Raw genomic sequence first — 22,376 nt, 5'->3', positions numbered from 1 at the left:
TTCTCTTCGTTCAATCGTTCGTATCGTCAGGGCGGCGCGAAGACGCGCGCCCGAATTCTTCGGGGATGTCGTGCCCCAGATAATGCATCAGCCGCTTCAAGGGCTTCATCACCCGAGCGGCTGCCGCATCGTTCGCAAGGCCCAGATGGACCACATTGTCGCGGCCCAATGCCACAGACAGTGCGTCGCGGTCCAGTGGCAGCGTCCAGCCGCGCATCCCGCTGCCTTCCGCATCGCGCCCGACGCGCCAGGCCTGGTCGAGCTTCTTGCGCCCGTCCTCACTCGCGTCGCTGGCATGGAACAGGGCCGAGATGCCGCCCGAACGGGCTGTCTCGGCAATGCGCTGCGTACCCAAGATAAGGGCTCCGACGCGCATTTCGAGACCCAGCCGGTCGAGAAATACGCGTTTGAGCGCATCCTCGATCTTCTGCGGGAGCTCTTCGGGTATTTCGAGGTCGCCGGTCTTGAAGGCGCGCGACAGACCCGCCTTTAGCCTGCCGTTGCCTTGCGCTTCCTCGATTGCGGCGCGTGAGGAACACACCCACGCCCCGCGTCCCGGAGCCTTTTCCTGCGCGTCGGGCAGGACGAGGCCGGAAGGCGAAGCGGCGAGGCGGACCAGCGCATCGCGCGAGTCCGTCTCTCCGGTCAGAATACAGCGTCGTTCGGGCTCGGAGGCTTTCCGTGCCTTGGGGGCTTCAGCGATGTCGGGGCTCAGGCGCTCATTGGGTGGAGTCCGCATCGGCGGCCTCCTGAGTTGCCGGTTCTTCGTCTTCGAACCAGTGCGCGCGGGCAGCCATGATGATCTCGTTGCCCTGCTCTTCGGTGAGGCCGTATTCGCCCAGCACACCGCCCTTGTCAGCCTCGCGCATCGGACGGTCGCGCCGCATCGGCGGACCGTCGGCATTGTTCCGGCGGCGCGGAGCTTCGCGCTTCTTGGCGATGAGTTCGTCGGTGGCGAGGTCGGCCACGTCGTCGAGCGTCTTGAGGCCGGCCTTGCCGAGCGTGACGAGCATCGCTTCGGTCATGTGCGGCAGTTCGGCCAGCGCATCCTCGACGCCGAGTTCCTTACGCACTTCGCGGTGCGCGGCTTCTTGGCGGTCGAGCGCTTCCTGAGCGCGGCTCTGGAGTTCTTCGGCCAGTTCCTCGTCGAAGCCTTCGATGCTGGCAAGCTCTTCCAGCTCGACGTAGGCGACTTCTTCGAGTTCGGCGAAGCCTTCGGCGACGAGCAGCTGCGAGAGCGTTTCGTCGACGTCCAGTTCCTCTTCGAACATCTTCGAGCGCTCGGCGAATTCCTTCTGGCGCTTCTCCGAGGCTTCTTCCTCGGTCATGATGTCGATCTGGTTGCCGGTCAGCTGACTGGCGAGACGCACGTTCTGGCCGCGGCGACCGATGGCGAGGCTGAGCTGATCGTCGGGGACGACCACTTCGATGCGGCCATCTTCCTCGTCGAGGACGACGCGGCTGACGGTGGCCGGCTGGAGCGCGTTCACGATGAAGGTCGCGCCATCTTCCGACCAGGGAATGATGTCGATCTTCTCGCCCTGCAGTTCCTGCACGACGGCCTGGACGCGGCTGCCCTTCATGCCGACGCAGGCGCCGACGGGGTCGATGCTGCTGTCGTGGCTGATCACGCCGATCTTGGCGCGGCTGCCCGGGTCGCGGGCGGCGGCCTTGATCTCGATGATGCCGTCGTAGATTTCGGGCACTTCCTGCGCGAACAGCTTCTTCATGAAGTCGGGGTGCGCGCGGCTGAGGAAGATCTGCGGGCCGCGGTTGTTGCGTTCCACCTTGGTGATCAGCGCGCGGACGCGTTCGCCGACACGGGCGGCTTCGCGCGGGATCTGCTGGTCGCGGCGGATGACGCCCTCGGCGCGGCCGAGGTTGACGATCACATGGCCGAATTCAACCGACTTGATAACGCCGGTGATGACTTCGCCTGCGCGATCCTGGAATTCGTTGAACTGGCGCTCGCGCTCAGCGTCGCGGACCTTCTGGAAGATCACCTGCTTGGCCGACTGCGCGTCGATGCGACCGAGATCGACCGGGGGCAGCGGGTCGACGATGAAGTCACCGATTTTCGCGTCAGCTTCGAGCTTCTGAGCGGCCTTTAGATCGACCTGCTTGAAATAGTCCTCAACCTCTTCGACGACCTCGACGACGCGCCACAGGCGAAGGTCGCCGGTCTGCGGGTCGAGCTTGGCGCGGATATCGTTTTCCGCGCCGTAACGGTTGCGAGCGGACTTCTGGATCGCCTCTTCCATCGCTTCGATCACGATGGATTTATCGATCATCTTTTCCGATGCGACCGCGTTCGCGATTGCAAGGAGTTCAGCCTTGTTGGCGGAAATGGCACTGGCCATCAGTCGTCTGCCTTTTCTTCTTCGATGTCGTCGGCACCGCTCGTATCGAGCGGCTGGGTGGCGGCAATCAGTTCGTCGGTCAAGACGAGCTTCGCTGAATGAATGAGATTGCGGGGGAAGGAAACTTCGCCCGTCTTGGTGTCCTCGATGGTGACCATGTCGCCATCAAGCCCCTTGAGCACCCCCTTGAGGTTGCGATGCCCGTGGACCTTCTCGGTCAGCGAGACCTTCGCCTCGTGGCCCGTCCAGTTCTCAAAATCCTTGGCGCGGGTCAGCGGGCGGTCGATGCCGGGGCTCGACACTTCGAGGTGATAGGCGCCGGGCACCAGCACCTCGCCCTGCTCTTCCAGCTGGTCGAGCGTGTCGGACACGCGGCGCGACAGCGCGGCGCATTGCTCGATCACAAGCTGGCCGGTGGCCGGGTCCTCCGCCATGATCTGGAGGGCCATCCCGCCGTCACCGGCTTCGGACGGCATCATCTTGACGCGCACGAGCTCGAAACCCAGCGCCTGCGCTTCGGGTTCGATGACTTCGGTGAGACGTTCAAGATCGGCCATTCGCACTCCAGTTTCGGACATATACGGCGACAACGAGGTTTCGTGCCGGCCCCTTGCGGCGCCAGCCCCTCCAGTGTCGCGACAATGTCGGGATGGATGGCGAGATAGGCGCGAGTCCGCGCAAAAGCAAGGACAAAGAAAAAGGGCCCGGCGCAGTGCCGGGCCCTTCAATACTCGAGACGCTTTAAGCTTACTGGACGACGCCGATCACATCGGGGTTGCCGTCCGGATCGCCGTTCACGCGGCCACCGTTACCGGGATTGCCCTGCAGCAGGATGCCGGCGAAGTGCGGCGTTGCCATCGAGGTGCCCGAAATGGTGTTGTAACCACTGCCAATCCAGGTCGACTTGATCGACGAGCCGGGCTCGGCGAAATCGACCGGCGGGTTGCCGTAGTTCGAGAAGCTCGACCAGTTGTCTCCGATCGCGAACGACGAGATCGTATAGACGTTGGGGCCGTTTGCGCGAGCCGGCGAGTGGTTGTTGGCATGGTCGCTTTCGTTGCCCGCTGCGAGAGCGAAACGCACGCCGCCCGAAGCAGCATTGACCACAGCCTGGTCGAGCGCAGTGCTGACACCGCCACCGAGGCTCATGTTGGCAACGTCACCCGGCTGACCGTACTGTGCGACATAGTCGATGCCAGCGATCACGCCCGAGTTCGAACCCGAGCCGCGACGGTCGAGAACGCGAACCGACACGACCGGAGCGCCCGGCGCGACGCCGATAACGCCGATGTTGTTGTCGATGGCAGCGATCGTTCCTGCGACATGGGTGCCGTGGCCGTTCTGGTCGCCCGCGTCACCGCGTACGAAGCTCGCCGAGCGCGCGACGTCGACGTTCAGATCGGGGTGGTCGAGCTGAATGCCGCTGTCGATGACCCAAGCCGTAGCGAAGTTGCCGGCGCCGCCGCCATTGACGCGTGCGATACCCCAGGGGGTTTCCTGCGGGGGCTGTGCGCCGCCGCCGCCGCCGGGCTTGCCCTTACCGGCGAGACCGTTGCCGCGAACCTGAATAGCCGTGACGACCTGATCCTGCTCGCAATAGGCGATGTTGGCGTTCTTGCGCTGCATGTTCTCAATGGCCTGAGGCGCAGCGTTCACCGCGAAGCCACGCAGAGCGACCGAATAGACGTGCTTAAGCTGAGCCTGTTCAGCCTGGACCGAACGGTTGGCTTCGGCCTGCGCATTGCCGCGCGAAACGCCCTTGTTGAAAACGCAAATGTAGCTGTTTGCGATCTTTTCGCCGGCCTGCTGAGCCTGAGCCGGTGCGGCTACCGCCAGCATCGGAAGAGCGGCGAGCGCGGCGAGTGTCTTGGCTTTCATGAGTACAGTCCCTCCAGAGATTTCCTAGATGTGTCAGCGGCACGCGACCCGCACCAAACTGATGCCAAGATTACTAACTCAGGAAAGAAGACTGTCGAGAGGGGCTTTAACGGTATTTCAGGTTAACCCAAGCTTTCCCGACAGATCGTTGCATATTTGCGACAATATGAACTCTATTTACTTTCGCACGAATAATACCGTTCGCCGTTTTGTTTATAAACGGCGTCAAAATATCAAATTTTACATGCTTCGCTCAACAAATGTTATGATTGCGCGTGAGCGACCCTTTGATTTTTATTGTTCTCCTGAAATATCGTTCGCTGACTCCGCCATGCTTGGCGGCTGGTTCTCGAAGCGCCGATGACGCACGATCCTCGGCGTGATGACGATGTATAATTCGGTTGTCGTGCTGGTGGACCGCTCGGTCGAGAACAGGTTTCCGAGCAGGGGGATGTCCCCGAGCAGCGGAATCTTGGACTTGTTAACCAGGACGTTTTCCTGAGTCAGTCCGCCGATCACGAAGGTCTCGCCATCCCGGACCGAGGCGCTCGTTTCCGCCTCGCGCTGGCTAATCGTCGGATAACCCTGACTGAACCCGGTCACGCTGCTCACCACGCCGTAAATCTTGGAGGTGATGTAGCCATCGGTGCTGACACGGGGCGCGATCTGCAGCGTGACACCGACGTTGACGTACTGAACCTGCTGCGAAACGCCGTTGACGCCCGACAGCTGGATCGAGGTCAGGATGGGCAAGGCATCGCCGGTGATGATCTTCGCCGTCGAGCCGCTCTGCGCCGCGATACGAGGGCGCGATACGATCCGCCCCTCCCCGTTCTGTATCTGGGCATAGATCGCGGCCTGCAGCTGGCCCGAGGGAAGGACGTCCTCCGGATCGACGCCGAAGGGCAGGAAGCCGCCGGTGGCCAGATTGCCAACGGCGATCTGGCCGTTCGAATTGGTAAAGTCGATCCCAAGGTTGCGAGCGCCGGTTTCCGTCAGCTCGACGAACTGCGTTTCGAGGATCACGCTATCGACCGGCACGTCGATCAACTCGATCTGGCGCTTCACCCGCTCGATCCGCTCAGGGCTTCCGGTAATCCATATCGCATTAAGGCGGCGATCGACCGCAAGGCCGTTACCCACGTTCTGGCCCAAGGGCTGGTCTTCACGCTCGGCCTGCTGAGGCGCGCCTATATAGGAAGTCGACTGGTTGGCACCGGGCGAGCCGAAACCCGGCTCGCGCCGGATGAAGACATCGTTGGGCGCAATCTCCGCGCCCTCGGCCAGGAGACCCACGATCTCCGAGACATCGGCATACTTCAGGAAGACGAGCTCGTAGGCGTCACCCGGCTGGTAGCTATCGACCGGACCCCGCTGCAATTCCTGCTGCGGCAGGACCTCTTCGCCAGCCGATCCGATCGGACGACTGCCAATCGTCTCCTCGTCGCTGACCAGTTCCACGCGGACCTGCACTGCGTTATTTCCCATCCGCTGCGCCTCGATACGCGACGGCCGCGCCGCATCGAACCGCATGACCAGGCTCGAACCTTCGGTCACGAACTGGATCGAGCGGACAAGCCCCCGGTACGTTGGACGGTTGGGAACACGGCCCGCCTTCAGAGTCGTGGCAAGAACGAGTTCGGGGCGCGTCGGGTTGGTGTCGATCGTAGCGAACCGCGGCTCTGTCGGCGAGAATCGGAGCATGAAAGTGGCCGCGCCCTCATCGTCCGTTACGAGCGTGATGTCTTCGAGAACGGAGGGCACGACTTGCGCCCGCAGGCCGGCGCCAGGCACGGCCGCCGCGCAAACGGCGAGCACCATCAAAACGATCAAGAAAATGCGATGCCCTGCGACCCGGGCGCTCACCCTCAACATCAATCAGAAATTTCCCAATCCCAAACCCGGACCTTACCGCAGTTTCCTGCTCCCGCAATAGGCTTTCCCGGCAATATTCGACGGCGTGACAAGTTTGCCGCACATGATCGCAGCGAGGCACCTGCGCGCCCTATGTGGGCGCCAACGCGACCGATCAGCTATTCCGCCTCTTCCATCAGGCCGTGCTTCTTGATCGCATGGCGCAGCTGGTCGTAACTCAGCCCCAGCGCCTTGGCGGTCTGGCGCTGGTTCCAGCGGTGCTTGCCGAGCGCATGCTCGATGATCGCCTTCTCGTGCTCGTCCACTGCGGTGCGCAGGTCGTCGATGGCGTCGAGATCCGGTCCAGCGGGCGTCGCAGCAACCACCGTTTGGGCGGCGGATACCTGCGCATTGGGCGTGGGCGGCGATGCGGGCTTCCAGGGGCTGTCGAACGGGTCGAATTGGACGTGGCCGATGGGCGTGCCCCAATTGTCCCAGCGATAGACCGCGCGCTCCACCACATTGCGCAGCTCGCGCACATTGCCCGGCCACTGGTGGTTCTCCAGTTCGTCGGCGACATGCTCGGCGAAACCCGGCCAGGCCTCCCAGCCCAGCTCCGCGCCCATTCGGCGGCCGAAGTAATCGGCGAGCACGCGAATATCGCCTTCGCGCACGCGCAGGGGCGGCAGGGTGATGACTTCGAAACTCAGCCGGTCGAGCAAGTCGGCGCGAAACTCGCCGCACGCTGCTTTCGCCGGAAGGTCCTCGTTGGTCGCCGCAACGATGCGCACGTCGACGCGGATCGGGCGTGAGGAACCGATGCGGGTAACCTCGCCATATTCCACAGCGCGCAGCAGGCGTTCTTGTGCGCCCATCGACAAAGTGCCCAGTTCGTCGAGAAATAGCGTGCCCTTGTCGGCTTCCTCGAAGCGTCCGACACGTTGTTTGGTAGCCCCTGTGAAAGCCCCGGCCTCGTGGCCGAACAATTCGGCCTCGATCAGGGTTTCGGGCAGCGCGGCGCAGTTCATGGTGACGAGCGGCTCGTCCCAGCGGGTGGAGAGGCGATGGAGGCGCTCGGCGATCAGTTCCTTGCCCGTACCGCGCTCGCCGATGACGAGAACTGGGCGCCGCATGGGGGCTGCACGGCTGGTCCGCTCGACCGCATCGAGGAAGGCGCCGGACTGGCCAATGAACTGATTTTCCCGCTCCATACCCAAGATATAGGATTTTACGCCAAGGGTTGGCAATAGCCGCCATCATGTCGTTGGTCGATAAATGTCAAATCGGTACATTTCCGCGAGAATTCGAGTTTGGCACGCTGCTTGCTGAACAGGGGACAACAAGCACACACGTCCAAGGGAGGACACCATGTACAACCGCCAGTTCTTCAGCTCCACGCTCGGCAAGGCCGCCCTCGCAAGCATCGCGATGATGACCGCCTTCGTGGCTCTGAGTTCGCAGATTGCGGTGACCACGCCGATGCCGGCGATCGCCGCGATCCAGCAAGTGGAAATCGCGTGACCGATAACAAGCACCCCCTTGGGCCGGAGCGCCTGTCTCCCGACAGTCCCCAGCGCACCCCTCGCGCTGCAGGCGCTTCGGCCCGCCCTACCCGCGTAACCTTGTCGCGGCTCGATGGTGAGGTAGAACGGCTTCGTCGTTCGCCCACCCCGACCCAGCGCCAGGGACAGGGCCGGGCCCAAGACTTTTTCTCCAGCGGAGCACCTTTGATGGGAATCTTCAGCCGTACCCGCGACATCATCGCGGCCAATTTCAACGATATGCTCGACAAGGCGGACGACCCGCAGAAGATGATCCGGATGATCATCCTCGAAATGGAGGAAACCCTCGTCGAAGTCCGCGCCAGCGCGGCGCGCACCATTGCCGACCAGAAGGAAATGCATCGCCACACGGTCAAGCTGGACAAGCTCCAGGCCGACTGGGGCGAGAAGGCGCAGCTCGCGCTGTCGAAGGACCGCGAGGACCTTGCCCGCGCAGCCCTGGTGGAAAAGAAGAAGGCCGCCGACATGGCCGACCAGCTCAAGCAGGAAATCGCCGTGCTCGACGACGCGCTGCGGGCGTATGAGAAGGACATTCACAAGCTGCAGAACCGCCTGCGCGAAGCGCGCAGCCGGCAGACCGCCATCGCGGCGCGTCTCGAAAGCGCCGAGAACCGCGTCAAGCTGCGCAGCCTGATGACCGAAGACCGGGTGGACGATGCGCTCAGCCGCTTCGACCAGCTCGAACGCCGGGTCGACTACGCCGAAGGCCGCGCCGATGCGCTGGCCATCGAAGGCAACAGCAAGCCGAGCCTCGCCGACGAGATTGCCGCGCTGGAAGGCGCCGATGCGATCGACGACGAACTGGCAGAAATGAAAAAGGCGCTCGGCATGAACGACGACGCCCAGAAAGAGGACTGATCCGTGGAAGAAGTACTAGCCATTGTCGCCATCTTCATCGCCTTGCCTTGGATCGTGCTCCACTACATCACGAAGTGGAAGACCTCGGCGACCATCACCACCGATGACGAGGCCCTGCTCGAGGAACTCTACAACCTTGCCAAGCGCCTCGACGAGCGGATGGACACGGTCGAGCGCCTGGTCTCATCCGACAACCCCGACTTCCGTCCCGCCCGCCTCGCCTACGACAGCGAGCAGGACAATCAGCAGCTGCGCGAACTCGAACAGCTGATCGCCGAGAAAAAAGGAGCAGCAAAGTGAACAGCCCCCGGACCACCCTCTATCGCGACAAGCAGAATGCGAAGCTGATGGGCGTGTGCTCGGGCATCGCGGACTATACCGGCGTCGATGCCTTCTGGGTCCGCCTCGGCTTCCTCGCACTTACTTTCATCAGCGGCGGTTCGACGATCCCGTTCTACTTCCTTGCCGGTATCCTGCTGAACAAGAAGCCGGCGCATCTTTATTCGGAACCGGACGAGCAGCGGTACTGGCAGCGCGTCCGTCAGAACCCGAAGCGCACCGCGCGCGAAATTCGCGCCAAGATGAAGGACGTGGATCGCCGCCTGGCCGATGTCGAAGCCTATTACGTCAGCAGCAACCCGCGCCTCACGGCCGAAATCGAACGCCTGCGCTGAGCGCGCCAGCCATTTGAGGGGATACGAAGACAATGTTCGATATGGCTCTACTGATACCGCTGGCGCCGTTCATCATGGTTGCCTTCATCGTGTGGTCCAAGCACCAGAAGTCTCTGGAAGAAAAGCGGATCGAAGCGACGGCAAGCCAGACGGCCGAACAGGCCGCACAATACGCCAGCCGCGTCACGCAGTTGGAGGACCGCGTTCGCGTGCTCGAGCGCATCGTCACCGACAAGGGCTATGACGTTGCCACCCAGATCGAAGCCCTTCGCGACGAGCGCCGGGTAGACGAAGCCGGGAGCGGTGTACCGCTTGATGCCCTCAACAAGGAGCGCGTGTAATGGAATTTCTGTCCGAAACAGCGATCATCGCGGGTGTCGCGATCATGACCGTCGGCTACCTCTTCGGCAACTGGATGAAGATGAAGAACGGCTATCCGCTGGAAAACAGCTGGGGCAAGCCGGTCTATCCGAAGAACGACCAGGCGGTGGAGCGGGTCAAGCTGCTCACCCAGGAAAACGCCGAACTGCGCGCCGAACTCGGCTCGCTGAAGGACCGGCTCGGCAATGTCGAGCGCATCGTTACCGATAGCGGTTATCATCTCACCAGCGAGATCGAACAGCTGCGCGGCAAGTCGGAGGCCAACTGATGGACGCCGACCTGGCCCTGATCTTCGGCTTCATCCTGATCGTGCTGAGCATCGTTTTCCCCTTCGCCTATGCGATCAACAAGCGGGAACACGAGCACAAGGAACGCAAACTGGAACTGCAGGCGCGCGCCGAAGAAGCCAAGGCCGAGCAGGCGCGTTTTTCGAACGGCGACTACTCCAAGATGGAAGAGCGCGTCCGCGTGCTGGAACGCATCGCCACCGACAGCAACCACGCGCTCGCCTCGCAGATCGAGGAACTGCGCATGCTGGACGCGGTCGAGGAGAAAGCCTCGTGAGCAGCTGGGCCGTCGTAGCCATTATCGCCATCGTGGTGTGGGGCGTGGTCCAGATGGCCAAGGCCCGCAACCGGGCCGAGCGCGGCGTGCTGACCGACAAGGAAGGCAACGAGCATTACGCGCCGCAGGCTCGCGATGCGGAAACCAAGAAGGAAATCGAGGCCCTGCGCGAACGCATCAAGGTGCTGGAGCGGATCGCCACCGACGGCAATTCGCTCGATGCGCAGGAAACCAAGAGGATTTCCGCCGAGATCGAAGCCCTGCGGGACAAGCAGGCCGACTGAGGCGGCAGGAAAACACAGGTTCAAGGAGGACATAGGGAAAATGTTCGACCCGACAATCATCATTGCAGCAGCGGCCCTCACCGGCCTGCTCATCGTGGCAGCGGCCATGCTGCGCGGCTGGCAGGGCTGGCTGGAACTCAAACGCAGCGAACTTGAAGGCCACAGCGGCCCGCGGGCAGAGGAAGGCTCCTCAATGGGCGCCGCCCGCATCGAGCTGGCGGACCTGAAAGAACGCATCAAGAAGCTCGAAAACATCGCCAGCGGGGTCGACCTGTGAGCGGCGGGAGCGACGCCGCCAAGGCCGGCATCGGTCTCGGCAGCGCGATCGCTGTGGCGATCTCCTGGTCGCAGAACCAGTCGATCCTCTGGGCGATCTTCCACGGCTTCATCAGCTGGATCTATGTCATCTACCACGCTTTCACCCGCCCCGGCGGCCTCGCCGGCTGAGCATGATGGACGCACGGCCTGCGGCTCGCTAGAGCGCGCCGCCATGCGAACCCTTTCCGACATTGCCGAAGAATACGACTTCCTCGAAGGCGACGAACGTTATCGCCTGCTGATCGAGCTGGGTCGCGAGCTCGACGAGATGCCCGATGCGCTCAAGACCAACGCCACGCTGGTCCGCGGCTGCTCGGCCAGCGTCTGGGTCTACCCCACCGGCGATGCCGCGCGCCTCCACTTCCTTGCCGACAGCAACGCCGCGATTACCAAGGGCATCGTCGCGCTGGTCATCGCTGCCGTCCAGGACAGGCCCGCGAGCGAGGTTGCCACAATGGACATCCACGAGGCGCTCCAGCCCTTCGACCTGAAGAACCAGCTTTCGAGCAATCGCACGCAGGGCGTGCCCAACATGATCGCGCTGGTGAAGGAACACGCCGCCCGGATTGCGGACGCCTGAGATGCGGCTGGCCTATCGTGTCCTGGGCTATATCGCCCTGGCGCTGGCCATCATCGGGGCGGTCCTCCCGATCATGCCGACCGTCCCCTTCCTGCTGGTGGCGGTCTATTTCTTCGCCCGCTCCAGCCCCGAACTCGAAAAGAAGATCCTCGACCATCCCCATTGGGGGCCGCAGGTAAAGGACTGGCGCGACCGCCGCGCCATCAGCCGTCCGGCCAAGACCATGGCGATCGGCGCAATGGCCGTGGGCGCGGTGGTAACCTGGTACACGCTCGGCGCGCCCTATTACTACATCTCCATCGCGATACTGTTGATCGCCGGCGCGTGGATTGCCACCCGCAACGAATAGGTGTGAGGAACGCCGACTAGCTCGGATCATTGATACGCCACACGACGGGAGGGCGAACACAAGGACACTCTACTATGGCTATTCTCATCCTGATCGCGACGATCCTGCTGCCCCCGCTCGGCGTTGCTGCCAAGCACGGGCTTGGCAAGACGACGCTGATCAATCTCGTGCTGACCCTGCTCGGCTTCATCCCGGGCCTGATCCACGGACTGTATGTGAATTACGCGCGATAGGATCGCACCAGCGATCAAAGGAAGCGCCGGGGCGTCTCTACGCTCCGGCGCTTTCGCGTACCACGGCTTCACCGGCTTCACGCTGGCGTTTCAGCTCTGCCTTCAGCTTGGCCGGGTCCTGCGCGAAAACGAAACCGAAGCTGACCCCGCCTTCCTTGCCGATGGTAGCGTGGTGGAGCTTGTGCGCCTGGACCAGCCGCTTGGCATAGCCTTTCTTCGGCACCCATTTCCAATAGCGCTGGTGGACCAGCCCGTCGTGAACAAGGGTGTAGATCAGGCCGTAGCAGGTGATGCCGAAAGCAACCCACCACAGCAGGTCCGACCACACATACCCCGCGGCAAACATGCCGAAGACGATCGTCCCGAAAGTCACCGCGTAAAGGTCGTTCTTTTCCAGCTTCTTGTCATGCGGTTCGTGATGGTCGCGGTGCCATCCCCAGCCCCAGCCGTGCATGATGTATTTGTGCGCCCACCAGGCAAACAGTTCCATCCCGGCAATCGAGAGGAAAACGGTCAGGAGGATGGCGGGTACGCTCATGCGGAAACCTGTGACGGGCGGGTGGTGCGACGGGCCTCGGGCAGCTTCCACCAAGGGACATGCGGCGCGAGGTGATGTTCGTGATGATAGCCGAAATGAAAGCAGGTTGCGAGCGACTTGAGCCAGCCGAAATCGTCGGTCCGGGCGTTGTGCCGGTCGGCAAAGCCATCGGTGGCATGGCGGTGGGGGCGAAACGTGCCGAAATAGAAAAGCTGCATCGAGGAGGCGATGGCGGGCAAACCGTAAAGCAAGACGATCTTCTCGACCGGCACGCCGAGGATGAGCCAGTAGGTCAGCACGACGGTGAATACGAAAACGATCGACTGCCAGCCGAAGTAGCGGCGCAGGAATTCGCTGTACCAGCGCCAGAAATCGGCCGGGTGGTCGACACTGAAATCGGGATCGCTCGCGCTACCCGGCTCGCGGTGATGGGCGAAATGCGCACTGCGCATCCGGTTCCAGGAAAAACCCGCATAGATGAAAAGCAGGAAGCCGCCGACGACATCGTTCGCCTTGCCCCCGCGCGGTATGAGCGAACCGTGCATCGCGTCGTGGCTGACGATGAAAAGGCCTACCGACAGCCAACATTGCAGGGCGGCGATGACGAGCGCCAATGGGAGCGTTGCCCACGTCAGGTCGAACACGAACATCGAGAATATGTGCAGCGCCAGCCAGCTTGCGAAAATGCACAGGGCCAGCGTCAGCCCGATGGCCGCCTGCCTGCGCGCAGGTGCTGCTGTTGGCGAATTTTCGGCCATTCCGTGCAATATAAGGATTGCGGTCAGCCTTGCAAAGGCGGCTTAGCCAGTGGGCGCTTCGCCCTTGCGGGTGATGCCGAAATACCGCTCGGCCACTTCGGCGCTGATGCGCGCAGGCCGGTGCGTGTCGCTGTCGAGGCAGCACCACATGCTCTTCACCTCGGCCAGCACATCCTCGCCGCGGCGAATCACCGTGTTGTAGAAGCTGCGCGCGCCCTTGATCTTTTCGAGCACGGTTTCGGCGATGACCTCGTCGTCGAGAAAAGCCGGTTTGCGATAGGTGATCTCGTGCTTCAGCGCGACCCACGCCTTGCTCGCCACTTCCTCGGCAGGCGCGAGTTTCTGCCAATGCGCCAGCACCGTATCCTGCACCCAGTTCAGGTAGCGCGCGTTGTTCACGTGCCCCATGAAATCGATATCGGCGGGCAGGACCTTGATCGGAAAGGAGAATGGCTTTGCTGACATGAGTGTAAGTAAAGCACAGAAAGATGAAGTTTGGAAGACTCTGGATTTGCCTTTTTGCGCCCGTCCCGATCCGGGAGCACAAGGCCGGTCATGGCGAGCAAACCGCGCACACTGTACGAGAAAATCTGGGACGCCCATGTCGTGGAGCGGCAGGACGATGGCACCTGCCTGATCTATATCGACCGGCACCTTGTCCATGAGGTTACAAGCCCGCAGGCCTTCGAGGCGCTGCGGCTTTCCGGGCGAGAGGTCCGCCGTCCCGACCTGACCCTCGCGGTTCCCGATCACAATTTGCCCACCACCGCGCGCCTCGCGCCCGACGGCTCCCGCCTGCCGATCGCCGACGCGCAGAGCGCTGCGCAGCTCGCCGCGCTCGAGGCCAACGCGCCTTCTTTCGGCATCGACTATATCGACGCCGTCGCGCCCGAGCAGGGGATCGTCCATGTCGTCGGCCCCGAACAGGGCTTCTCGCTTCCCGGCACGACCATCGTCTGCGGCGACAGCCACACCGCTGCGCATGGCGGTATCGGTGCGCTCGCCTTCGGGATCGGCACCAGCGAGGTCGAGCACGTGCTCGCCACGCAGACGCTGCTGTTGCGACCGAGCAAGACCATGGAAGTACGGGTCGAAGGCGAGCTTGGCCCCGGCGTGACGCCAAAGGATCTGATCCTCCATATCATCGGCGTGATCGGCACGGCCGGCGGCACGGGTCACGTGATCGAATATCGTGGGCCGGTGTTCGAGCGCATGAGCGTCGAAGGCCGCCTGACTGTTTGCAACATGAGCATCGAGGGCGGTGCGCGCGCCGGGCTGATCGCGCCCGACCAGACGGTATACGATTATCTCGAAGGCCGCCCCTACACCCCGAAAGGCGAGGCATGGGACAAGGCGGTCGACTGGTGGCGCTCGCTCGCCACCGATGAAGGAGCCACCTTCGACAAGTCCGTCGTGATCGATGCGGCGGATGTGGAGCCGACGGTCAGCTGGGGCACCAGTCCCGAGGACGTCATGCCCATTGGCGGCGAGGTACCTTCGCCCGAAAGCTTTACCGACCCGTCCAAGCAGGAAGCGGCGCGCAAGAGCCTCGACTACATGGGTCTCGCTCCCGGAACACCGCTCGAAAAAGTCGAGATCGAGAACATCTTCATCGGCTCGTGCACCAACAGCCGGATCGAGGATCTTCGCGCGGCTGCGGCGATACTCAAGGGGCGCACAAAGGCACCCAATGTGCGCTGGGCCATCGCCGTGCCGGGCTCGGGCCTCGTCAAGCGGCAGGCCGAGGAAGAGGGGCTCGACCGCATCTTTACAGACGCCGGTTTCGAATGGCGCGAGCCGGGTTGTTCGGCCTGCCTCGCGATGAACCCCGACAAGGTCCCGCCGGGCGAACGCTGCGCCTCGACCTCCAACCGCAATTTCGTCGGCCGGCAGGGTCCGGGCTCCCGCACGCACCTTGTCAGCCCCGCCATGGCGGCCGCCGCCGCCGTGACCGGACGGCTGACCGATGTGCGCAAGCTGTTGGACGTGTGACCCCTTGCCCTCGCCTCGCGCAAACACCATGAGGGGGTCATGACAAAACTCCCCAAGGGCAAGGCCGCCATCGCAGGTGCGATCGGTTCCGCCGCCATCGCCGCCGCGCTTCTCTATGCGAACAAGCGCCGTGACAAGAAGATCAAACCCGCCCAGCCCGGGCCGATCCCGTCGGGCGAGAAACCGGAGACCGATTGATGAAACAGGTGTCGACCATTTCGGGCCGCGCCATCCCGCTGGGCCTCAAGAATGTCGACACCGATGTCATCATCCCCGCGCACTGGCTGAAGACGGTCAGCCGCGAGGGGCTCGGCAAGGGCGCGTTCGAGACGATACGCGCGGCCCCCGGCAATCCCTTCGATGTGGAGGATTTCGCCGGCGCGCCGATCCTGATCGCGGGCGACAATTTCGGCTGCGGCTCCAGCCGTGAGCACGCCGCTTGGGCGATGCTCGACATGGGGCTAACCGCCGTAATCGCGCCGAGCTTTTCGGACATCTTCTCGGGCAACGCCTTCAAGAACGGCATCCTTGCGGTCGAACTGCCGCAGGAGCAGGTCGACCGGCTGCTCGAAGTCGCGAAAGACCACCCCATCACCATCGACCTCGAAAACCAGGTCGTCACCACCCCCTTCCAGGATCGCTTCGCCTTCGAAGTCGATCCTTTTCGCAAGCATTGCCTCCTGAATGGCCTCGACGAGATCGGCCTGACACTGGAGCGCGACGCGGCAATCGAAACGCATGAGAAAAAGCGCGCCGACAGCCTTCCCTGGCTGGACGCGCCGACACGAACACGGAGAGAGCACGCATGAAAGCAGTCCTGTCGAAAGAGACCGGCGGCCCCGAAACCCTCGTCGTCGAGGATATCGAGGCGCCCACCCCCGGCAAGGGCGAGGTGCTGATCGATGTCGCGGCCTGCGCCATCAACTTTCCCGACACGCTGATCATCCGTGACATGTACCAGTTCAAGCCGCCCCGCCCCTTCGCACCGGGTGGCGAAATTTCCGGCACTATCGAGGCGCTGGGCGAAGGCGTGGAAGGTTTTGCCGTCGGCGACCGGGTGATCTGCGGCGTCGGCAATGGCGGCCTGCAGGAGAAGGTCGCAGTGGCCGCGGCGCGCCTGTTCAAGGTGCCCGAAGGCATCGACCTGGTGCAGGCCTCCGCGCTGCTGATGACCTATGGCACGACCATTCACGGCCTCAAGGATCGCGGCGACATCAAGGAGGGCGAAACCGTCCTCGTGCTCGGTGCGGCGGGCGGTGTGGGCCTCTCGGCGGTCGAACTCGCCAAGGCCTATGGCTGCCGCGTGGTGGCAGCCGTCTCCACCGAAGAAAAGGGCGAGGTCGCGAAGCAGGCCGGTGCGGACGAGGTGGTGATCTACCCCCGCGCGCCCTTCGACAAGGACCAGTCCAAAGCACTGGCGCAGGCTTTCAAGGATGCCGTCGGACCGAACGGTGCCGACATCGTCTACGACATCGTGGGCGGCGACTATTCCGAACCCGCGCTGCGCTCGATCGCGTGGGAGGGTCGCTTCCTCGTAATCGGTTTCCCCGCCGGGATCGCCAAGATGCCGCTCAACCTGACCCTCCTGAAAAGCTGCGATATTCGCGGCGCGTTCTGGGGCGCTTTCACCGCGCGCGAGCCGGAAAAGAACAACGCCAATATCGCCGAGCTGTTCGACCTGTGGAAGGCGGGCAAGATCAATCCGCTGGTCTCCGAAACCTATCCCATCGAGCGCGCGCACGAAGCCATCGCGAAGCTCGAAAACCGCGGCGCGATCGGCAAGCTCGTGGTGACGATGGATTAAACCGCGCCTGCGCCCTTGCCGCGCCCCTTGGGCGTCCCTATTCGAGAGGAAACAGCTTCCAAGGGGATAGACATGACCGACTTCAAGGATCGCGAACGCGGCGAAGAAACCAAATACGCTTTCGATCAGGAAACCGAATTCAAGATCGCCGCGCGCCGCAACCGCCTGCTGGGCGAATGGGCCGCGGGCCTGATGGGCCTGACCGAGGAAGAAACCGACGCCTACAAGAAGGCGGTCGTGCAGGCCGATTTCGAGGAAGCGGGCGATGAGGACGTCATTCGCAAGCTCCTCGGCGACCTGACCGCTTCCGAGTGCGACGTCAGCGAGGCCGACATCCGCGCCAAGCTCGACGAATGCCAGATCGAGGCGCGCCGCCAGTACATGAGCGACGAGAACTGATCCCATGCCGATGCCAGCCGAAGACATCGTCGCGCTGATTGAGGCCGCGCTTCCGGGCGCGGTCGTCGAGATGCGCGATCTTGCGGGCGACAACGATCACTGGGCGGCCAAGGTCACCGCGCCGCAATTCGCCGGCAAGACCCGCGTCGCCCAGCACAAACTGGTCTACGAGGCGCTGGGTGAGCGTATGGGCGGCGAGCTCCACGCCTTGCAACTGACCACCCAAGCCCCCAACTGATCTCTCACCAGATTTAGCAATTCAAAGGCAGGGCAATCATGTCCGACGTAAATTCGCGCATCTCCGACATCGTCAAGGCAAACGACGTCGTCCTCTTCATGAAGGGCACGCCGCTCTTCCCGCAGTGCGGCTTTTCCAGCCGCGCGGTGGCCATCCTCGACCATTGCGGTGTCGCCTATGACAGCGTCGACGTGCTGCAGGACATGGAAATCCGCCAGGGCATCAAAGCCTACTCCGACTGGCCGACCATCCCCCAGCTTTACGTAAAAGGCGAATTCCTCGGCGGCAGCGACATCATGATGGAAATGTTCGAGGCGGGAGAGTTGCAGACGCTCATGGACGAGAAGAAGGTGGCCAAGGCGTCCTAGTTTTTCGCTCGCACCTGCGTGCGAGCGTCCTCGCTAGACGTGCAGCAAGCTGCACCCGCTGCGGGCGGGCGGTCGCCCTTTGACTGCCGTGACCAAGTTCGACCCTAAGAAATAGCGCCCCAACGCGAGCCGCAGGCGAGTGCAAGGCCGACCGGCCGCCCGCAGCGGAAGCGCAGCTGGCCTATGGCCACCCGACCTTTAGGTCGCATGAGCGAGGATAGCCAAGGCTGCGGACGCAGCCGCCGGCGCCTGAGGCCAACACAAAACCAAAAACCCGCCCGGTGGGACGACCGGGCGGGTTTCTTTGTATCGGGGAGGCGGACCTAGGAGACCGGGACGGTCCGCCTCTCGAAGACTTTTGGGACACGGGATACTATGCATGGCCCGTGCCAAACTCGAAAAGCATCGCAAACTCGCGCAAGGCAGTGGTTAACACCGGTTTGCGCGGCGGCCCGTGTGTAAAATTTCCCGACTCCCCCGCGTTAACTTTCACAGCTTGGCAAGCGCGCCGCTTGGCGGCACACAGGCGGCCATGAGCGCGAACCATGATAGCCCGCCCGATGGAATCCCCGCAGCAACCGTAGTTATTTTCCGCAATGCCAAGGACGGCGGACCGCCCGAAATCCTGATGACCATCCGCAGCCGCGAGATGGTGTTTGCAGGCGGCATGGCGGTTTTCCCCGGTGGCCGCGTCGATCCGGCCGACTTCGATCTCGGCGCGATGATGGGCGGCCCGCTCGATCCGGACGAAGCCGCGCACCAGATCGCCGTCGTGCGCGAGACGCTGGAGGAAACCGGCCTCGCCATCGGTCTTGCGGGCGATATCGACGCCGACAAGGCGCGCGCCGCGCGGCGCTATCTCATGCAGACGGGCGATCTGGAAAGCGTGCTCGACCATTTCGGCTGGGAGCTGGACCTTGCCCAGCTTACGCCCTTCGCGCGCTGGTTTCCCAAGAACGAAAAGCTCTCGCGGGTCTACGACACCCGCTTCTACATCGCCGATCTCGGCACCGGCGCGGTGGAGATCGAGGCCGATCTGTCGGAAAACACGCATCTCTTCTGGACCACCGCGCAAGGCGCGCTCGACGCGGCGGCGCGCGGTGAGATCAAGATCATCTTCCCCACCCGCCGCAACCTCGAACGCCTCGCCCTGTTCGAGGATTACGCCGCGGCCAAGGAACAGGCCGACCGCATCCCCGTGCGCACCATCACGCCGTTCATGGGGGAGCGCGAAGGCAAGAGCTGGCTCGAGATCGGCGAAGACCTCGGCTATCCGGTCACCGGTGAACCGCTCGACACCGTGGCTCGGGGCTAGTCAGCGCGGAGTGGCGCGGCTCACCGGATTGCCTTCCATGTCGGGCGATCCCTGCCAGGCGTACCCCGCGATCCCGATCAGCAGGGCCGCGGCGCAAATTTCCAGCGCCTGGCGCGAGCATTGCTTGCTAAAATAGAGGAAGCCGAAGGAAAGCGCGGTCAGCGCGAGGGTAATGAGCCAGCCCATCAGTTCCTCCTCAACCGGACGCGGCGCGAGACCAGCACAAGGCCGAGCAGCAGCGCCGCCAGCGGAACCAGCCACAGCCCCCAGGTTGCCGGTTTCACCACCGGTTTGAAGCTCACGAAATCGCCATAGCGGGTGATCAGCCACTCGCGCACTTGCTCTGGGCTTTCTCCCGCCGCGATCCGCTCGCGCACGATGCGGCGCATATCGCCGGCGATGTCGGCGTTGCTCCCCGAGATCGGCTGCCCCTGGCACACCACGCAGCGCAGCGAGTCCATCAGCTCGATCGCGGCGGCTTCCTGTGCGGGATCGGCTAGAGCCTCATGCGCATAGTCCTGCGCCGCCAGCGGGGCTGCTGTCAGGAGAAAGATCGAAAGGAGCACCTGCCGCATCATCCCGTCTCCCCGAGCCGGGCGAGAATGTCGGGAATGTCCTGCTCGGTCACGATACCGATGTGCTGGTAGACGATCCGCCCCTCGCGATCGATCACGAAGGTTTCCGGCACGCCCGACGAGCCGATCTCCAGCTGGCTGCGGCCTTCGTTGTCGAGCCCGATCCGGCGGTAGGGATTGCCGTTCTCCGCGAGGAAGCGCGAAATGTCGGCGGGCCGATCGTGCACCGCGATGCCGTCGATCTCGATCCCCTGCGCGCGCAGCCGCAGCAGCACCGGGATTTCCTGGATGCAGGGCGCGCACCAGCTGGCGAAGACATTGACCAGCCGCGGTTTGCCGTCGCGCAGGTTCTCGCTGCTGACAGGCTCCACGCCTTCCACGGCGACCTGCGTGCTGAATTCGGGCAGTTCCCGGCCGATGACGTTGGAATTGATGATCCGCTGGCCGGGATTTTCGAGCCCGAGGTAGAACAGCACGAACAGCCCGAGGCCGAGCACCATGGGCAACCAGAGGAGCGGTTTGCGCATCATGCCGGCGCTCCCTTCAATTCCGGAGCCGCCGGTTTACGGCTCACGATGTCGCGCCGCACGCGCCCGACAAGAGAGAGCAAGCCCCCCAGCGCGATCATGATCCCGCCCAGCCAGATAAAGGTGACGAAGGGTTTCCACCACAGTCGCATCAGGAAGCGGTTGCCGATCGAGCGATCGCCCAGCACGATATAGAGCTGGCCATTCCAATAGGTTTCGATAGCGGCCTGGTTGGTCTGCATCACCGGGTCGGAGAACTGGTGCAGCTGCGGGACCATGCGGAGCGGCTCTTCGCCCTCGCGGCGCACGATCGCTACCGCTTCAAGCGCAGCGTAATTGGGTCCCGGTGCCTCGCGCACATCCTCCAGCGTGACCTCGAAATCGTGGATGCGCTGCGTCTCGCCGATCTCCATGGCAACGAGGTTTTCCTGAGTGAAGGCGCTCTCGCTGGCCATGCCGACGATTGAAACCGCGCAGCCGAGGTGGGCGATGACCATGCCCCAGGTGAAGAGCGGCGTGCGGCGCAAATTGCGCTTCCACAAGGGCGCGACGCTCGCCACGCCGACGACCGCGGCCACAACGAGGCCGAGATAGGGCAGTATCCCGAGGTCTCCGGCGAACACCGCCAGCAGCAAGGCCGCCCCCGCCCCGGAGACCAGCGCCAGCGCGATGCGGTCGACAAGCTTCTTCGTGCTGTCGGTCCGCCAGCGCAGAAGCGGACCTGCAGCAAGGATCAGCATGAGGATCACCGCCAGCGGCCCCGCCACCGCGTTGAAGTAGGGCGCGCCGACCGAGATCTTTTCGCCATTCGCAAGCTCCAGCGCCAGCGGATAGAGCGTGCCGCACAGCACCACGACGAGGATCACGGTGAGCAGGAGATTGTTCATCACCAGCGCGGATTCGCGGCTGACGAGATCGAACCGGCTGCCTTCGCGCACGGTCCCGATCCGCAGCGCGAACAGCGCCAGTGCGCCGCAAATGTAGAACACCAGCAGGCCGAGAATGAACACCCCGCGCTCCGGATCGACGGCGAAGGAATGGACGCTGGTGAGAATGCCCGAGCGTACGAGGAAGGTGCCAACCATCGACATGGAAAAGGCGAGCACGGCCAGCATGATCGTCCACGCCCGCAAACCGTCGCGCGTGGCGAGGACGGTGACCGAATGCAGCAGCGCGGTCGTCGCCAGCCAGGGCATGAGCGAGGCGTTCTCGACCGGGTCCCAGAACCACCAGCCGCCCCAGCCCAGCGTGTAATAGGCCCAGTAACTCCCCGCCACGATCCCGATGGTGAGAAATATCCACGAGGCGAGAATCCACGGCCGCATCGCGCGGGCGAATTCCGGGCCGACATCGCGGGTAACCAGCGCGCCCACCGCGAAGGAGAACGCCGCCGACATGCCGACATAGCCCGCGTAAAGCGTGGGCGGGTGGAAGGCGAGGCCGGGGTCCTGCAACAGCGGGTTGAGGCCCGCCCCTTCGATCACGTTCTCGATCCGCTCGAAGGGGTTGGAGGAGAGCAGAAGGAACCCGTAAAAGCCGAGCGCGATGGCGGCCTGCGCGGCCAGGGTCGCGACCTTGGTGTCGGTCCGCAGCTTGCGCTCGAACGCCGCGATGGTCGCGCCGGCGATGCTGAGGATCGTCACCCACAGCAACATGGAGCCCTCGTGATTGCCCCATGTCCCGGCGAATTTGTAGATCATGGGCTTGGCCGAATGGCTGTTCGCGGCGACCAGCAACACCGACATGTCCGAACGCATGAACAGCGTCACCAGACACACGAAGCTGAACGTGACCAGCAGTGCCTGCAGCACGGAGACGGGGATGATGGCCTCGGCTAGCCCCTCTCCCGCACGGCGCAGGCCGAGCACGCCCAGCGCAAGCTGCGCGATTGTCAGCGCGGCGGCCAGCCACAGGGCGGCAAGTCCGGCCTCGGCAATCATAGAAACCCCCTCCCCAATGCGGTGCGT

Annotated in this window: 34 protein-coding genes; 21 read left to right on the top strand and 13 right to left on the bottom strand. The window is 63.4% G+C overall.

What is annotated here, in order from left to right; all coding sequences use genetic code 11:
* Window positions 1-10: 10 nt before the first annotated feature.
* The 6 genes from K3148_RS09015 to pspF form a co-directional block, all read right to left on the bottom strand.
* Window positions 11-739: a DUF448 domain-containing protein gene (locus K3148_RS09015; protein ID WP_221424494.1), complete on the bottom strand. Its 729-nt coding sequence runs from the start codon at window positions 737-739 to the stop codon at window positions 11-13.
* Window positions 720-2,360, bottom strand: coding sequence for a transcription termination factor NusA (gene nusA, locus K3148_RS09010; RefSeq protein ID WP_221424493.1), 1,641 nt, complete (start codon window positions 2,358-2,360; stop codon window positions 720-722). The genes K3148_RS09015 and nusA overlap by 20 nt, the downstream gene beginning before the upstream one ends.
* Window positions 2,360-2,917 carry a ribosome maturation protein RimP gene (gene rimP / locus K3148_RS09005; protein ID WP_221424492.1) on the bottom strand — a complete coding sequence of 186 codons (558 nt, stop codon included), beginning with the start codon at window positions 2,915-2,917 and terminating at the stop codon, window positions 2,360-2,362. The genes nusA and rimP overlap by 1 nt, the downstream gene beginning before the upstream one ends.
* A 190-nt stretch (window positions 2,918-3,107) precedes the next feature.
* On the bottom strand, window positions 3,108-4,238 hold the full coding sequence (locus K3148_RS09000; RefSeq protein ID WP_247711534.1) for a S8 family serine peptidase: 1,131 nt from the start codon (window positions 4,236-4,238) through the stop codon (window positions 3,108-3,110).
* 294 nt (window positions 4,239-4,532) lie between these two features.
* Entirely contained in the window at window positions 4,533-6,071 is a 1,539-nt protein-coding gene (locus tag K3148_RS08995) for a type II secretion system protein GspD (protein ID WP_221424491.1), read from the bottom strand.
* A 200-nt stretch (window positions 6,072-6,271) separates the two neighbouring features.
* Window positions 6,272-7,303, bottom strand: a complete 1,032-nt coding sequence (gene pspF / locus K3148_RS08990) for a phage shock protein operon transcriptional activator (protein ID WP_221424490.1) — start codon at window positions 7,301-7,303, stop codon at window positions 6,272-6,274.
* Between the two features lie 157 nt (window positions 7,304-7,460).
* On the opposite strand from pspF, the gene K3148_RS08985 reads away from it, so the two are divergent.
* The 13 genes from K3148_RS08985 (at window position 7,461) to K3148_RS08925 (ending at window position 11,895) form a co-directional block, all read left to right on the top strand.
* Window positions 7,461-7,613: a hypothetical protein gene (locus tag K3148_RS08985; RefSeq protein ID WP_221424489.1), complete on the top strand. Its 153-nt coding sequence runs from the start codon at window positions 7,461-7,463 to the stop codon at window positions 7,611-7,613.
* Between the two features lie 101 nt (window positions 7,614-7,714).
* Entirely contained in the window at window positions 7,715-8,512 is a 798-nt protein-coding gene (gene pspA / locus K3148_RS08980; protein WP_221426670.1) for a phage shock protein PspA, read from the top strand.
* Between the two features lie 3 nt (window positions 8,513-8,515).
* Window positions 8,516-8,812: an envelope stress response membrane protein PspB gene (gene pspB, locus K3148_RS08975; RefSeq protein WP_221424488.1), complete on the top strand. Its 297-nt coding sequence runs from the start codon at window positions 8,516-8,518 to the stop codon at window positions 8,810-8,812.
* Window positions 8,809-9,186, top strand: a complete 378-nt coding sequence (gene pspC / locus K3148_RS08970; protein ID WP_221424487.1) for an envelope stress response membrane protein PspC — start codon at window positions 8,809-8,811, stop codon at window positions 9,184-9,186. Before pspB ends, pspC begins: the two co-directional genes overlap by 4 nt.
* A 32-nt stretch (window positions 9,187-9,218) precedes the next feature.
* Complete coding sequence (locus K3148_RS08965) at window positions 9,219-9,527, top strand: hypothetical protein (protein WP_221424486.1); 309 nt, start codon at window positions 9,219-9,221, stop codon at window positions 9,525-9,527.
* Window positions 9,527-9,835 (top strand): hypothetical protein, encoded by a 309-nt coding sequence (locus K3148_RS08960; RefSeq protein WP_221424485.1) that lies wholly within the window; start codon window positions 9,527-9,529, stop codon window positions 9,833-9,835. Before K3148_RS08965 ends, K3148_RS08960 begins: the two co-directional genes overlap by 1 nt.
* Window positions 9,835-10,131 (top strand): hypothetical protein, encoded by a 297-nt coding sequence (locus tag K3148_RS08955; protein ID WP_247711532.1) that lies wholly within the window; start codon window positions 9,835-9,837, stop codon window positions 10,129-10,131. The genes K3148_RS08960 and K3148_RS08955 overlap by 1 nt, the downstream gene beginning before the upstream one ends.
* Entirely contained in the window at window positions 10,128-10,415 is a 288-nt protein-coding gene (locus K3148_RS08950) for a hypothetical protein (protein ID WP_221424484.1), read from the top strand. Before K3148_RS08955 ends, K3148_RS08950 begins: the two co-directional genes overlap by 4 nt.
* A gap of 40 nt (window positions 10,416-10,455) precedes the next feature.
* On the top strand, window positions 10,456-10,692 hold the full coding sequence (locus K3148_RS08945) for a hypothetical protein (protein WP_221424483.1): 237 nt from the start codon (window positions 10,456-10,458) through the stop codon (window positions 10,690-10,692).
* Window positions 10,689-10,862, top strand: coding sequence for a hypothetical protein (locus tag K3148_RS08940; protein ID WP_221424482.1), 174 nt, complete (start codon window positions 10,689-10,691; stop codon window positions 10,860-10,862). The genes K3148_RS08945 and K3148_RS08940 overlap by 4 nt, the downstream gene beginning before the upstream one ends.
* Before the next feature lie 43 nt (window positions 10,863-10,905).
* A complete protein-coding gene (locus K3148_RS08935; protein WP_221424481.1) occupies window positions 10,906-11,313 on the top strand; it encodes a SufE family protein in 408 nt (135 codons plus the stop codon).
* Window positions 11,300-11,662, top strand: a complete 363-nt coding sequence (locus K3148_RS08930) for a YbaN family protein (RefSeq protein WP_247711531.1) — start codon at window positions 11,300-11,302, stop codon at window positions 11,660-11,662. Before K3148_RS08935 ends, K3148_RS08930 begins: the two co-directional genes overlap by 14 nt.
* A 74-nt stretch (window positions 11,663-11,736) precedes the next feature.
* Entirely contained in the window at window positions 11,737-11,895 is a 159-nt protein-coding gene (locus K3148_RS08925) for a YqaE/Pmp3 family membrane protein (protein ID WP_006833396.1), read from the top strand.
* Window positions 11,896-11,932: 37 nt separating this feature from the next.
* Here K3148_RS08925 and K3148_RS08920 read toward each other — a convergent pair whose 3' ends face one another.
* Genes K3148_RS08920 through K3148_RS08910 form a run of 3 tightly spaced genes read right to left on the bottom strand, consistent with a single transcriptional unit; the run spans window position 11,933 to window position 13,656 of the window.
* A complete protein-coding gene (locus tag K3148_RS08920) occupies window positions 11,933-12,433 on the bottom strand; it encodes a sterol desaturase family protein (RefSeq protein ID WP_221424480.1) in 501 nt (166 codons plus the stop codon).
* Complete coding sequence (locus tag K3148_RS08915; RefSeq protein WP_221424479.1) at window positions 12,430-13,191, bottom strand: fatty acid desaturase; 762 nt, start codon at window positions 13,189-13,191, stop codon at window positions 12,430-12,432. Before K3148_RS08915 ends, K3148_RS08920 begins: the two co-directional genes overlap by 4 nt.
* A 42-nt stretch (window positions 13,192-13,233) precedes the next feature.
* Window positions 13,234-13,656, bottom strand: coding sequence for an acyl-CoA thioesterase (locus K3148_RS08910; RefSeq protein ID WP_221424478.1), 423 nt, complete (start codon window positions 13,654-13,656; stop codon window positions 13,234-13,236).
* A 90-nt stretch (window positions 13,657-13,746) separates the two neighbouring features.
* On the opposite strand from K3148_RS08910, the gene leuC reads away from it, so the two are divergent.
* The 8 genes from leuC to K3148_RS08870 all read left to right on the top strand — a co-directional run bounded on the left by leuC (window position 13,747) and on the right by K3148_RS08870 (window position 19,307).
* Window positions 13,747-15,183, top strand: a complete 1,437-nt coding sequence (leuC, locus tag K3148_RS08905; protein WP_221424477.1) for a 3-isopropylmalate dehydratase large subunit — start codon at window positions 13,747-13,749, stop codon at window positions 15,181-15,183.
* 39 nt (window positions 15,184-15,222) lie between these two features.
* Window positions 15,223-15,381 carry an isopropylmalate isomerase gene (locus K3148_RS08900; RefSeq protein ID WP_221424476.1) on the top strand — a complete coding sequence of 53 codons (159 nt, stop codon included), beginning with the start codon at window positions 15,223-15,225 and terminating at the stop codon, window positions 15,379-15,381.
* Entirely contained in the window at window positions 15,381-15,992 is a 612-nt protein-coding gene (leuD, locus tag K3148_RS08895; protein ID WP_221424475.1) for a 3-isopropylmalate dehydratase small subunit, read from the top strand. The genes K3148_RS08900 and leuD overlap by 1 nt, the downstream gene beginning before the upstream one ends.
* Window positions 15,989-16,987 (top strand): NADPH:quinone oxidoreductase family protein, encoded by a 999-nt coding sequence (locus K3148_RS08890; RefSeq protein ID WP_221424474.1) that lies wholly within the window; start codon window positions 15,989-15,991, stop codon window positions 16,985-16,987. The genes leuD and K3148_RS08890 overlap by 4 nt, the downstream gene beginning before the upstream one ends.
* 72 nt (window positions 16,988-17,059) lie before the next feature.
* Window positions 17,060-17,386 carry a DUF1476 domain-containing protein gene (locus tag K3148_RS08885; RefSeq protein ID WP_221424473.1) on the top strand — a complete coding sequence of 109 codons (327 nt, stop codon included), beginning with the start codon at window positions 17,060-17,062 and terminating at the stop codon, window positions 17,384-17,386.
* A 4-nt stretch (window positions 17,387-17,390) separates the two neighbouring features.
* Entirely contained in the window at window positions 17,391-17,624 is a 234-nt protein-coding gene (locus tag K3148_RS08880) for a BolA/IbaG family iron-sulfur metabolism protein (protein WP_221424472.1), read from the top strand.
* 38 nt (window positions 17,625-17,662) lie between these two features.
* Entirely contained in the window at window positions 17,663-17,992 is a 330-nt protein-coding gene (grxD, locus tag K3148_RS08875; RefSeq protein ID WP_221424471.1) for a Grx4 family monothiol glutaredoxin, read from the top strand.
* A gap of 532 nt (window positions 17,993-18,524) precedes the next feature.
* Window positions 18,525-19,307, top strand: a complete 783-nt coding sequence (locus tag K3148_RS08870; RefSeq protein ID WP_221424470.1) for an NUDIX hydrolase — start codon at window positions 18,525-18,527, stop codon at window positions 19,305-19,307.
* On the opposite strand, the gene K3148_RS08865 is transcribed toward K3148_RS08870, so the two are convergent.
* The 4 genes from K3148_RS08865 to K3148_RS08850 are packed head-to-tail and all read right to left on the bottom strand — an operon-like array spanning window position 19,308 to window position 22,349.
* Entirely contained in the window at window positions 19,308-19,493 is a 186-nt protein-coding gene (locus K3148_RS08865; protein WP_221424469.1) for a hypothetical protein, read from the bottom strand.
* Complete coding sequence (locus K3148_RS08860) at window positions 19,493-19,885, bottom strand: cytochrome c-type biogenesis protein (protein ID WP_221424468.1); 393 nt, start codon at window positions 19,883-19,885, stop codon at window positions 19,493-19,495. The genes K3148_RS08865 and K3148_RS08860 overlap by 1 nt, the downstream gene beginning before the upstream one ends.
* A complete protein-coding gene (locus tag K3148_RS08855; protein ID WP_221424467.1) occupies window positions 19,882-20,412 on the bottom strand; it encodes a redoxin family protein in 531 nt (176 codons plus the stop codon). The genes K3148_RS08860 and K3148_RS08855 overlap by 4 nt, the downstream gene beginning before the upstream one ends.
* Complete coding sequence (locus tag K3148_RS08850) at window positions 20,409-22,349, bottom strand: heme lyase CcmF/NrfE family subunit (protein ID WP_221424466.1); 1,941 nt, start codon at window positions 22,347-22,349, stop codon at window positions 20,409-20,411. The genes K3148_RS08855 and K3148_RS08850 overlap by 4 nt, the downstream gene beginning before the upstream one ends.
* Window positions 22,350-22,376: the final 27 nt, after the last annotated feature.

This window comes from Qipengyuania aurantiaca, assembly GCF_019711375.1.
Taxonomy (GTDB): domain Bacteria; phylum Pseudomonadota; class Alphaproteobacteria; order Sphingomonadales; family Sphingomonadaceae; genus Qipengyuania; species Qipengyuania aurantiaca.
This window is presented reverse-complemented; position numbering and strand designations above follow the sequence as displayed.